At 65.0% G+C, this 11,413-nt stretch carries 10 protein-coding genes; 3 read left to right on the plus strand and 7 right to left on the minus strand.

Annotation, left to right across the window (positions count from 1 at the left end):
- Positions 1-39 precede the first annotated feature (39 nt).
- Positions 40-858: an ABC transporter ATP-binding protein gene (locus JFC13_RS12210; protein WP_332839403.1), complete on the minus strand. Its 819-nt coding sequence runs from the start codon at positions 856-858 to the stop codon at positions 40-42.
- A gap of 261 nt (positions 859-1,119) precedes the next feature.
- Here JFC13_RS12210 and JFC13_RS12215 point away from each other — a divergent pair, with 261 nt between their 5' ends.
- Positions 1,120-2,010, plus strand: coding sequence for an IclR family transcriptional regulator (locus tag JFC13_RS12215; protein WP_198397338.1), 891 nt, complete (start codon positions 1,120-1,122; stop codon positions 2,008-2,010).
- Positions 2,011-2,055: 45 nt separating this feature from the next.
- On the opposite strand, the gene JFC13_RS12220 is transcribed toward JFC13_RS12215, so the two are convergent.
- Complete coding sequence (locus tag JFC13_RS12220) at positions 2,056-2,970, minus strand: LysR family transcriptional regulator (protein ID WP_198397339.1); 915 nt, start codon at positions 2,968-2,970, stop codon at positions 2,056-2,058.
- Positions 2,971-3,044: 74 nt separating this feature from the next.
- Between JFC13_RS12220 and JFC13_RS12225 the strand changes: the two genes are divergently transcribed.
- Positions 3,045-4,571: an aminotransferase class I/II-fold pyridoxal phosphate-dependent enzyme gene (locus tag JFC13_RS12225; RefSeq protein WP_232488542.1), complete on the plus strand. Its 1,527-nt coding sequence runs from the start codon at positions 3,045-3,047 to the stop codon at positions 4,569-4,571.
- Between the two features lie 44 nt (positions 4,572-4,615).
- Entirely contained in the window at positions 4,616-5,602 is a 987-nt protein-coding gene (locus JFC13_RS12230; RefSeq protein ID WP_198397341.1) for an Ldh family oxidoreductase, read from the plus strand.
- Here JFC13_RS12230 and JFC13_RS12235 read toward each other — a convergent pair.
- The 5 genes from JFC13_RS12235 to JFC13_RS12255 form a co-directional block, all read right to left on the minus strand.
- The gene (locus JFC13_RS12235) at positions 5,599-6,483 is read right to left on the minus strand and encodes a dihydrodipicolinate synthase family protein (protein ID WP_198397342.1); all 885 of its coding nucleotides are present in this window, start codon (positions 6,481-6,483) and stop codon (positions 5,599-5,601) included. The two genes, JFC13_RS12230 and JFC13_RS12235, sit on opposite strands and share 4 nt — an antisense overlap.
- Positions 6,484-6,588: 105 nt before the next feature.
- The gene (locus JFC13_RS12240; protein ID WP_198397343.1) at positions 6,589-7,995 is read right to left on the minus strand and encodes a flavin monoamine oxidase family protein; all 1,407 of its coding nucleotides are present in this window, start codon (positions 7,993-7,995) and stop codon (positions 6,589-6,591) included.
- A 180-nt stretch (positions 7,996-8,175) separates the two neighbouring features.
- Positions 8,176-8,844 carry a GntR family transcriptional regulator gene (locus JFC13_RS12245; protein WP_198397344.1) on the minus strand — a complete coding sequence of 223 codons (669 nt, stop codon included), beginning with the start codon at positions 8,842-8,844 and terminating at the stop codon, positions 8,176-8,178.
- Between the two features lie 117 nt (positions 8,845-8,961).
- The gene (locus JFC13_RS12250; protein ID WP_198397345.1) at positions 8,962-9,831 is read right to left on the minus strand and encodes a universal stress protein; all 870 of its coding nucleotides are present in this window, start codon (positions 9,829-9,831) and stop codon (positions 8,962-8,964) included.
- The gene (locus JFC13_RS12255) at positions 9,828-11,324 is read right to left on the minus strand and encodes an alanine/glycine:cation symporter family protein (protein ID WP_198397346.1); all 1,497 of its coding nucleotides are present in this window, start codon (positions 11,322-11,324) and stop codon (positions 9,828-9,830) included. The genes JFC13_RS12250 and JFC13_RS12255 overlap by 4 nt, the downstream gene beginning before the upstream one ends.
- Positions 11,325-11,413 lie beyond the last annotated feature (89 nt).

An 11,413-nucleotide genomic window follows, 5' to 3' on the forward strand; every position in this document is an offset into this window, starting at 1 on the left:
GGCGGCGCGGTCTGAGCGCGCAATGACGCGGACTGATGCTCAGACCGCCGCGACTCGCTGCCGGATCGCCCGCGCCGACCAACGACCGCCGGCGAAACCGACGTCGATCGGATGCTCGAAGGCCGCGCTGACCTGGTCGGTGGTGAGCACCTCGGCGATCTCACCTGCCGCAGTGAGCCGCCCGTGGGAGATCAGCATCGCGTGGGATGTGGACTCCGGGATCTCCTCGAGATGGTGGGTCACCAGCAGCGTCGTGAGCTCCGGCGAGGTCACGGACAGCGAATCGATGGTCTCCAGCAGCTGCTCGCGGGCGGCCACGTCGAGGCCGGTGGTCGGTTCGTCGAAGAGCAGCAGCTGGGGCTCGGCGATGAGAGCTCGAGCCACCAGCGCTCGGCCCCGTTCTCCCTGCGACAAAATCTTCCAGCCCGCATCCGCACGGGAGGTCAGCCCCACCTCGGCGATGAGGTCATCGGCCCTCGAGATCTCGTTTGGGCTGGGTTCCCAGCGCAGGGGACGTTCGATCGTGCCGGTCAATCCGGTGAGGACGACCTCGCGCACGGACAGGTTCGAGCGCAGAGGATGGCGCGGATTGACGTGCCCGATGTGGCGACGCAGAGCCTGGAGCTCGACCCGACCCATGCGGTCACCGAGGATGTCCACGGTTCCGGAAGTCGGGAAGACCTGCGCCGAGGCGAAGCTGAGAATCGTCGACTTCCCCGCTCCGTTGGGGCCGATGAGGACCCAATGCTCACCTTGCCCGATCGCCAGATCGATGCCGTGGAGGATCTTCGTCTCCCCACGTCGGAAGGTCACATCGTCGAGCTGCAGGACCGTTTCGCCCACCTTGTCCACACTCACTTTCCTCATCATGATCGCGCCGCTGCGGCAGGAACCACCTGCACCACTCATGGCCGGCTCCCGGTCGGTGCCGATCCGATTCTAGGTCGATCACTCGCCGGGGTGGGCGTTCCCGGGCAGGACGATGTTCCACATCATGGATAGCTCGGCTGCGGCAGTCCACCGCGGGCCCGATCGGCCCTCCGCTCCAATGGGCTCCCGGCAAACCGGCACCGATACGGCGGGTACCGCGTGCGCGCGCAAGCCGACCATAATGGAAGCATGCACAACGGCGCCGACCCCAATGACGAACACCGCACGAAGATGCGCGGGAAGATCCTGCGACGGTCCGCGTCATTCAACGTCGCCCATGCCGTCGACGATCTGGAACCCGGCACCGGCGCCCAGAGCATCCAGCGCGCGTTGTCCCTGCTCAACCTTGTCGGCCTCATCGCCGGCGAGCGCAGCAGCGGGGCCAGCCTGTCCGAGGTCGCCTCGATCAGCGGCCGCCCCAAGGCCAGCGTCCACCGCATGCTCCAGGCGCTCATCGCCATGGGGTACGTCGAACGCTTCGAGGAGGGTGGCTACCGCCTCGGCGTGCAGTCGCAGATCCTCGGTCAGCTCGCCCAGAAATCGGTCGACCCCCTGGTCACAGAGTCGGAGTCGAGCCTGCTGCGCCTGGCCGAGCTGAGCCAGGACACGGCCTTCCTGACCCTGCGCACCGGCAGCTATTCGATCTGCGCCCGCCGCGAGGAGGGCTTCGGCGAGATTCTGAACAACGCCCTGTCCGTGGGCGATCGCCACCCGCTGGGCATCGGCGCGGGCAGTCTCGCGATTCTCTCCGAACTCTCCCCCGCCGAGGTGGACGCCCAGTTCGAGGCCAATGCGCAGATCTACGCCGAACGGTATCCCAAGGTCTCGGTCACGCAGCTGCGCGACATCATCGACCGGGCCCGAGTCGACGGCTTCGTCCACAATCCAGGCCTCTTCGCCCAGGGGTCGTGGGCCGTGGGCGTGCCGCTGCGGATCCGCGGCAGCCGCTCCCGCGCGGCCCTGTCGATCGCGAGCATCGCCGACCGCGTCACCGGCCCGCGCGTCGAACGCCTCGTGGCTCTCCTCCGTCGCGAGGCCAAGGCCATCGCCGAGGCGCTGGGCACGCAGGCCGACCCCTGATCACCGCGCAGGCACCGACAGTTGCCCTCGCACCGACACCACCACTTATCCCGCCGAGGCGGCCTCCAGTCGAGTGGCCACCGCACTCAGGATCTCGCCCAGCCAACCCACCGCTGCAGGATTCGGGCCCGAACGGGTCACGAACGAAACCCGGCGTTGGCCCAGGTCCTGCTTCGCCGGCCTGAGAACGACATCGAAGTCAGTGTCCACCGCCACCTCGGTGGTCAGGGCGCATCCGAGGCCTTCGGCCACGAGCCCGTGGATCATGTAGAGGTCGTCGCTGCGCATGAGCTCGCGCAGTTCATAGCCGAGTCCCCGGGAGATCCGCCGCAGCACCCGCACCGAGGCTTCCGATTCGTTTCGGCTGAGGACCCAGTCGATGTCGCTCATCGTGGCGAAGTCGAGGATCTCGTGCCCTGCCAGCTCTCCGCTGCTGGCGACCATGACCCTGTACGGTTCGTCGAGGAGGGTGCGCAGCCGCAGCTCGGGGCCCGCGAACTCCGGCAGTTCGGGGATGTCATAGATGAGGCCTGCGTGGACCTCACCGCTGTGGAGCATCCGCACGACCTCGCTGGGTTCGGCTTCGACGACCTCGACGCGCACTGACGTCCGCTGCTGGAGCTCTGCGATCGCGGCCGGCAGCAGACGTGAGCCGATCGAGGAGAACGACCCGACGCGCAGGGACACCACTCCAGCATCGCGCTGGGCGGTGACAAGCTGCTCGGCCCGATCGATGCGGGCCAGTACCGGTTCGATCTCCTCGGCGAAGGACTCGCCCAAGGGCGTGAGTCGAGTTCCGTTACGGGACCGGTCGACGAGCTGGACCCGCAGATGGGATTCGAGGGTGCGCAGGTGATGGGTCACGGTCGGGACTCCGTGTTCGAGCACCTCGGCGGCCCGGTTGAGACTTCCCTCGTCCCTGATCGCTAAGAGCACCCGAAACTGCTGCAGATTCATCATGGCATAGACACTATGCCACCGTGAACGATTTCTTGCTATATCCTATTCAGCTTTCGACGCCTAGCGTGGGACTCATGCTCGCCGAAACTCATCTGCACCCGGACACCGCGACGACCTCCATCGACCCTCGCCAGCACACCGCGCCGTATGCCGAGGCGTTGCGCTCCCTAGCCGCCGAGGACTGGCAGCGCCTGCACGTGCCCGCTCATCAGGGCACCCGCGACCATGCACCGGGACTGGCCGAAGTCGTCGGCGAGGCCGGCATGGGCATCGACTTCCCCATGCTCTTCAGCGGCGTCGATCAGGAGAACTGGCGGATGATCAACCACGAACGCGTGACTCCGATCATGGCCGCCCAGCAGCTCGCCGCCGAAGCCTGGGGCGCAGCCCGGACCTGGTTCATCACCAATGGCGCCTCCGGGGGCAATCACATCGCGACGACCGTCGTGCGCGGCTTGGGGCGCGAATTCGTCCTCCAGCGCAGCGTCCACTCTTCGGTCATCGATGGCGTCACCCACGCCGAACTGCGCCCGCACTTCATCCACGGTCGCGTCGATCCTGGCCTCGGCTCCTCCCACGGCGTGACTCCGGCCCAGGTCGAGTACGCCCTGACCGAGCATCCGGAGTCCGCCGCCGTCTACCTCGTCTCCCCCAGCTACTTCGGTGCCGTGGCCGATATCGCCGCCGTCGCCGAGGTGGCCCACGCTCACGATGTTCCCCTCATCGTCGATGAAGCCTGGGGCTCCCACTTCGGCATGCACCCGAAACTGCCCGTCAACGCGGTCCGCCTCGGTGCCGATCTCGTCATCTCCAGCACCCACAAGGGCGCTGGATCTTTGGCGCAGTCAGCGATGGTCCACCTCGGCCACGGACGACAGGCACAGCGCAACGAGACCCTGGTCGATCGGATCGTGAAGTCCTACCAGTCGACCTCGTCCAGTGCCATCCTCCTATCCTCCCTCGACGAGGCACGCCGTCATCTCGTCACCCACCCGGAGGCGATCGACGAAGCACTGGCCACCGCCGAGGAGATCCGAACTCGAGTTCAGAACGACTCGCGGTTCCGCGATGCGACCCCGGACATCCTCGGTGGCCATGATGCGATCGCCACCGATCCGTTCAAGGTCGTCATCGACACCCGCGGAGCCGGGATCACCGGCGCCGATGCCCAGTACCAGCTCATCCGCGACCACCGGATCTACTGCGAGCTGGCGACCCCCTCGGCGCTGCTGTTGCTCATCGGTGCGACATCTCCCGTCGACGTCGAACGGTTCTGGACCGCGCTGCAGGAACTGCCGCGCTCTGAGTCCGAGCCGGAGCGTCCCATCGTTCTGCCCGGCAGCTGCGAGAAGCGACTGGAGATCAGCGATGCCTACTTCGCGGCGCCGCAGACCGTTCCCTTCGCCGAGGCTGTCGGCATGGTCTCGGCCGATGCTCTGGCCGCGTACCCGCCCGGTGTGCCCAATGTTCTGCCTGGTGAGGTGCTCAGCGCCGAGGTCGTCGACTTCCTTCGTGCCACTGCCGCTGCTCCCTCCGGGTATGTCCGCGGAGCCCAGGATTCGAGGATGGACACCTTCAACGTCGTGGCCGAGACGAGCTGAGACCTGCCGAACCCAGCTGCTCCTCCTGCGGTAGCGTGAGGAGCATGCCCGTTGCCGACGTATCCCCGACTGTGTCCCTGCCCGCAGACGAGCTGGAGCGCTTGTGCTTCGCTGCGATTCTCGCCGCGGGAGGCTCGGATCGACTGGCAACATCCCTGGCCGCCGCCACCGTGGCGGCGGATCGGCGCGGCAAACTCCAGGTCGGTACGGCACACCTCTTCGACTACCTCGACGGTCTCGCGTCCGGCCGGATCAACGGTGCCGCCATACCGAAGCCGGTCAACAGACTCCCGGCAACCCACCTCGTCGACGCCGATGGGGGCATCACCCAGCTCGCCTTCGACGAGGTGTTCGATCGCTTCGCCGATTCAGCCGCCAGCCTGGGCATTTCGATCCTCAACGTCATGAATGCGTTTCCCGCCGGCGAGCTCGGCTATTACACGATGCGCTTGGCCCATCGTGGTCTCATCACCCTGGCCGGGGCGAATTCGCCCGCGCTCATGTCACTCTTCGGCAGCCGCGACACGGTCGCCGGGACGAACCCGTTCTCCTTCGCACTCCCCCACTCGCAGGGCCCGCGCATGTTCGATCAGGCCGGCAGCGCCACGGCCTGGGTGAATGTCCGCGAGGCTGCCGAACGTGGGGAGTCGATCCCCGAGGGTTGGGCGCAGGCACCAGACGGGACTGCGACAACCGACCCTGAGCAGGGACTCGCTGGCTCGCTGCTCCCCTTCGGTGGGGTCAAGGGCAGCAATCTCGCCCTGATGATCGAACTCCTCGCAGCCCACGGAGGCGCGAACTTCTCAGTCGACGCCCCACCCATCGATGAGGGAACAACGACTCCCGGAACCGGGCTCTTCGTCATCGCGATCAGCACTGATGCCTTCGACCCGGAGTACACGCACCGGGTCGAAGAGCATCTGGCGAGACTTGATCGCGAGTTCGGAATCGACTTCGGGCGCAAGCGTGATGACGAGATCATCGACCTGCCCCAAGCCATCCACGCGGCTCTCGTCGAACGGGCCGCTTAGCCCTTCAGTCCGGCAAGGGCTGCCTTGATCCGCTCGACCGCATCAGGGCCGGTGTCGGCCATCGGACGCCGAGGTGACCCGACGGGTTCGCCTTGCAGCTCCAGACCCGCCTTGACCGACTGGATGAAGGGCTCGGAGATCATCGCGTCGATGACGGGGTATATCCGGTTCCATTCGCTCCGGGCACCGTGCAGGTCACCATCGGCGATCTTCTGCGACACGGACACGATCTCTGCTGGGACCACGTTCGCAGCACCTGCGACCATCCCGGCCGCACCTTCGACGAGGCCGGAGTAGATGTAGCTGTCCCAGCCGATGAAGGTGCCGATGACATCGCTGTGGTGGTGGATGAGCTTGAGGGCCTGTTCCCAGTCCGCGCTCGAGTCCTTGATGTAGCGGATGTTGTCCACCTCCTCGGCGAGGGAGCGGACGGTGTCCGGGTCGAGGTTGATGCCTGTCGCTCCGGGAATGTTGTAGAGCATGACGTCGATGTCGACGGCCGCGGCGACCGTCTTGATGTAATCGACGGTCTCGGCCAGTGTCAGTGGCTCGTAGTACGGTGTCACGAGCATGAGCACATCGGCTCCAGAGCGTTGGGCCGCGAGGGAGTGTCGAATAGCCTCGCGCGTTGTGGTGGCTCCGGTCTGTGCGACGACCGGCACTCGCCCGGCCGCGCGATCGACGACGTAATCGACCATGCTCTGGCGCTCCTCGGCGCTCATGGTGGCGAACTCGGCGGTGGATCCGCCGCCGACGAGGCCGTCGACTCCGCCGTCGATGGAGCGGTCGACGACGCGCCCGAGGACATCGAAGTCGATGTTCTCCTCCGCGTCGAAGGGGGTGGTCAGTGCGGTGAGGACACCGCGGAGGTTCGTGGTCATGGTTTCTCCTGTGAAATCAGTGGTGTGGATGGAAGATCTGTGGTGATGGAAAGTCCGTGTCGATGAGGCACGCTCCGTGGCACATGTGCGCTGTTTCGGTCATGCTCAGCTGTGCTGCGGAGGTGCGTCCTCGTTCGGGTGCTGCACGGGATGGTGCTTTCGGGTCTGTCGAGCGGTGACGAGGATGTTCGCCGCTTCCTGTGCTGCGGTGAATCCGGAGCTGATGGCCGTCTCCGTGTACAGGGTTCCCAGGTAGTCCCCTGCCAGAAAGACACGGCCGGAGAGTTGGTTGAATGTCGGCTGGAGCTTTCCCCGGCCCGGGAAGCAGTACGGTGCGCCGGTGCGCCAGCGTTGGACCTGGGCCTCTTCGATGATGCCGGCGAATCCGGGCAGCACCTCCTCGAGGTCCTTGATGTAGGTGTCCAGGATGTCTTCGTCGTCGAGGTCGAGCAGCTTCCGAGCCAGGCTCGCCGGGGAGAAGGTCATGATGCTGCCGCCGCGCTGTCGTTCGGCTTCCGCACCGCGGACGATGTTGCCCTGGTTCATCACGACGTTGAACGAGCGCTTCGGCGTCGCGATGCCATAGGCGTCGTCCCACGGCTGACGTTCGGTCTCGTTCGTCAGGAATGCCGCGGAGACGTAGGGGCCGTAGACGATCTTCGACAGAGCTTCGCGCTTATCGGCTGGCAGGTCGACCGCGATCTTGTGCGCCACGGTGGCCGGGGTCGCGAGGACGACGGAGAGCGCTTCGATCTCGTGGTCGACGTCATCCTGACGGTAGCGGACGACGACGTGATCCTTCTTATGCACGATCTCATGCACCTTGGCGTCGAGCTGAATGCTCTCCTGCAGAGGCGCGGCGATCGATTCGACGAGGTTGGAGGGCCCACCGCCGATGCTGCGGTTCAGCCCCTGGCCGATGTTCCACACGAGGCTGAAGTAGCCGATGCCAGCACCGGCCGAGAGCTCATCGGGATCAGCCGCGGAGCGAGTGATGGTCGGGCGGAACATTGCCTCGGCGTCTTCGGAGAGCTCCCCGATGTAGTCGGCGAAGGAGCGGTCATTCTCGAAGTCGTAGATCCGCTGCTGGCGCATCTCCGCGCTCTCGTTCGGTCGCAGACGCACAGCCTTGGCGTAGCGGAGCACATCGGCGCTGACCTTGGCTCCGGCCTTGATCATGGACGCCCGGTCCTTCATCGCCATCGGGATCCGGAACGGATAGGACTGGACGGGCCCGCCCATGAGCAGCTTTCCGTTCATCGAGATCGCCGACAACGACCCGGGGATCTCCGTGGACCGGGTCTGGGTCTCGGTGATGAGGTCGTTCGTGGCGGTCTTGCCTCCGGCGAACATATGCCCGCCCCAGTTGAGGAAGTAGCGCCCTCTGTTTTCCGACCGGATTCGCCCGCCGACGCGCGAGGTTGACTCGAGCAGGGCAATATCCCAATTGCGCAGTCGCCACGCTGCAGACAGTCCAGCCAGTCCTCCACCGACAATCACGGCATCTTTCATGGGGTGATACCCCCTCTCTCCTATGTGCACCGACGCACCGTCGCGCAGGCTTCTGCACAAAGCGTAGGATGTGATCACATTTAATTGCAAGCGATTCGGTGACTTTTCTTCAAGCGTTTTGTCAGCCCCATAACGGCGACGGCTCGTCCTGGCGGAATCCGCTCCGCGAGCGAGATCCGGCTACTGCACGAGTGCGCTCCGAATCCGAAGGATCGCCTCGTTCAGCGACTCCTTGGTGACCCGACCGGCGGCTTCCTGATCGCCGTCGTCGATGGCTCGCATCAGTTGCTGCTGGTGCTTGAGCAACGGCGAGACATCGTCGGAGGCGAGCACTCCTCGCGCGCCGACGAACTTGTATGCCCGGCAGCGCAGCCACAGCACGCGAATCGTCTCGACGAGCACAGGATTTCCCGCTGCCGCGTAGATGATCGCGAGGAGCTCTTCGTCATGGTCGAGGTAGCTCGAAGCGTCGCCGGCTGCCAGTGCCTCTTCCATGGCCGTGTACTCCGATTCGAGTCGCACACGAGATTCCTTGTCCAGCTTCGTCACACCCTGAACCGTGGCTTCGACCTCGAGCATGAGACGCACCGAGTAGATCTGGAGCAGCTCCTCCGCGGTGAACACCTTTACCGCGGCTCCTCTGTGCGGGCTTGTCTCGACCAAGCCGACCTCTTCGAGTCGCGCGATCGACTCCCGCACGGGCATCACACTCGTCCCCAGCGCGGAGGCAAGCTGCCGAATCCGCAGCCGCTGGCCGCTCCGATACTCGCCGTTGAGGATACTCGCCTGCATGGCCTCGAACACCTGGTCCCCGATGCGCATGCCGGTCTCAGCCTGGGTCTCACTCATGCTCGACAGTCTATCGTCGCCGAGGTGGTGCCCAGCGATGAGCTCAACCTCACCGAAGCGACTGGCTCACAGATGACGACTCCGGAGTCCTCGTTACCCAAGTAATCGTCACCAGAATCATGGCACGACCACGACCGGAACCGGGGTGTGCCGGATGATCTTCGCGGCGTTCGAGCCGAGGAAGACCTTGGAACGCCGCCCCTCGGACGAGGACCCGATCACGAGGACCTCGCCGGGCGTCCAGTCGATCGCACCCAGCGCTACTTTCCAGTCCCTGCCGATGCCCACTGCCTCCTCGACCGATATGTCTTCATCGACCTTGTCGACCGCCCTGGCCTGTACCGCCTTGAGGTGCGCTGCGTATTCCCTTCGGCGCGAGTCCTCGTCGAGCGAGGACGGTTCGACGGTGCGTCCGCCGACGCCGAATGTCGCGACTCTCAACTTCGCGTCGACGGACTGGGAGATCTCGGCGGTCTTCTCCAGCACCCGGCCTGACCCACCGTCACCTCTGAACGAGCAGGTCACTCGCACGATCTGCGCCCCGAGTTCGGTGACCAGCCCCTTTGGCGCGAGCGCCACCGGGACGGGTGAGGAGTGGAGGAGTCGGTCTGAGGTCGCGCTGACGCGGATCCGACCACGTGCTCCCTCGGTGCCAGACCCGACGACGAGCATAGAGGCATTCGCGGCGACCGCCTCGGCGATGAGGCCTTTGGCCCGTGACCGAGAGGCGACGGCTACGGCCTCGGTGTCGATATCAGGGCAGATCTCATCGGCCGCCTGCTCAGCCTCGGCGATGGCTCTGCGTCCGCGTTCACGCGACCAGGCGGCGAACTGGAGCTCACTGCCGCTGGGAATCATCGACTTCCCCTGTTCAGGGACGATGCTGACGATGCGCACCGACTCACCACTCGAGCGAGCGAACAGCCCGGCGAGGTGGAGGGCGGAGCGGTCCCTCTTTCCATAGGGGAATGCGGCAACGATCGTCATTTCGGGCCTTCCTGTGAGTCTCTGGAGTCTGATCGGCGGGCATGTGATAACTCGTCCTCATCGCCCAGCCTCTCCCAGAAGTCAGCGTGCTTGATGCCGAGCCTCCGCGGATCGAAGACCGGGTTGAGTCCGAGCTTGCGCTGCTGGTCGAAGTCCTTCAGGGTCTTCAGCGCGATGCGTGAGAGCAGAATGAGGGCGATGAAGTTGATGATGCCCAGAGTCGCATAGCCGATATCGCCCACCGCCCACACGGCTCCGGCATCGACGATGCAGCTGATGAAGCAGACTGCTAGCATCACGAGTTCCAGGATCCTGACGTAGATCTTCTTGCCTTCGCCGACGATGAACGAGAGGTTCGTATCGGCGATGAAGTAGAAAGCGACGATCGTCGTGATCGCAAACATGGCCACCGAGGCAGCGATGAAAGGACTGCCGAAGCCCACCGCCACGGTGTCGACGGCGGCCTGGGTGAAGTTCGTCCCAGCTTCGACCCCGGGGAGGTTGACCAGGATCTCCTGTCCGTCTTCGGTGATGACGTTGTACTTGCCGGTCACGACCATCATCAGTCCGGTGAGCATGCAGACGGTGAGCGTGTCGATGTAGATCGAGAAGGTCTGCACGAGCCCCTGCTTGGCGGGGTGGCTGACCTCGGCTGCGCCGGCAGCGTAGGTTCCCTCTCCGACGCCGGCGACGTTGGAGAACAGGGCCCGGCGAACACCCCAGGCGATGGCAGAGCCGACGATTCCGCCGAAGACCTGATCGGCACCGAAAGCCGAGGAGATGATGAGCCCGAGGGCACCGGGCAGAGCGGTGATGTTGACGCACAGGACGACGATCGCCGCGCTGATGTAGCCCACAGCCATGATCGGAACGACGATGTTGACGACTCTGATGATACGTTCACGTCCGCCCCAGATGATGGCGCCGAGCACCACGGTGACGACGATTCCGGTCACCCAGCCGGGGATGCCGAATGCGTACTCGGCACTGACTGCGATGCTGTTGGCCTGTATCCCGGGAGCGAGGAGAGTGTAGAGGATGAGGGCGATGATTGCGGCGATCATGCCCAGCCAACGCTTCTGGAATACTTTGTAGAGATAGTAGGGGACTCCGCCCTTGAGCTCGTTTCCGACCCGTTCCTTGTAGATCTGGGCGAGAGTGGACTCGATGAAGGCTGTGGCTCCACCGCAGAAGGCCATCGCGCCCATCCAGAACAGCGCTCCGGGCCCACCCCAGCCGACCGCTGTGGCGACACCGGCGATGTTGCCGACGCCGACGCGGTTGCCGATCGTCAGTGCCAGTGCCTGGAACGGAGTGAGTCCGCCGGCAGCGACCTCTCCGTCGCCCTTGAGCTCTCGCAGCATCTGCGGAAACAGCCGAATTTGCAGCACGCGGGTGCGGATTGTGAAGTACAGACCTGTGACGATGGCCAGCACGATGACCGGCATCCACATGGCGTTCGCGATTTCCTGCAGCTGAGCTGTGATGTCCATGAGCACTTCTCCGTGGTCGTGGTCAGTCCTCGGCCAGCGATGCGGCAACGGGGATCTCGGGCAGTTCTTTCTGACGATTCCATTGCATG

This window comes from Brevibacterium antiquum (genome assembly GCF_016107655.1).
In the GTDB taxonomy this organism is placed as follows: domain Bacteria; phylum Actinomycetota; class Actinomycetes; order Actinomycetales; family Brevibacteriaceae; genus Brevibacterium; species Brevibacterium antiquum.

Bases quoted from the DNA above. Each gene is read 5' to 3' on its own strand.
- JFC13_RS12215 (WP_198397338.1), top strand. From the start codon at position 1,120: ATGCACAACGGCGCCGACCCCAATGACGAACACCGCACGAAGATGCGC.
- JFC13_RS12220 (WP_198397339.1), bottom strand. From the start codon at position 2,970: ATGATGAATCTGCAGCAGTTTCGGGTGCTCTTAGCGATCAGGGACGAG.
- JFC13_RS12225 (WP_232488542.1), top strand. From the start codon at position 3,045: ATGCTCGCCGAAACTCATCTGCACCCGGACACCGCGACGACCTCCATC.
- JFC13_RS12230 (WP_198397341.1), top strand. From the start codon at position 4,616: ATGCCCGTTGCCGACGTATCCCCGACTGTGTCCCTGCCCGCAGACGAG.
- JFC13_RS12235 (WP_198397342.1), bottom strand. From the start codon at position 6,483: ATGACCACGAACCTCCGCGGTGTCCTCACCGCACTGACCACCCCCTTC.
- JFC13_RS12240 (WP_198397343.1), bottom strand. From the start codon at position 7,995: ATGAAAGATGCCGTGATTGTCGGTGGAGGACTGGCTGGACTGTCTGCA.
- JFC13_RS12245 (WP_198397344.1), bottom strand. From the start codon at position 8,844: ATGAGTGAGACCCAGGCTGAGACCGGCATGCGCATCGGGGACCAGGTG.
- JFC13_RS12250 (WP_198397345.1), bottom strand. From the start codon at position 9,831: ATGACGATCGTTGCCGCATTCCCCTATGGAAAGAGGGACCGCTCCGCC.
- JFC13_RS12255 (WP_198397346.1), bottom strand. From the start codon at position 11,324: ATGGACATCACAGCTCAGCTGCAGGAAATCGCGAACGCCATGTGGATG.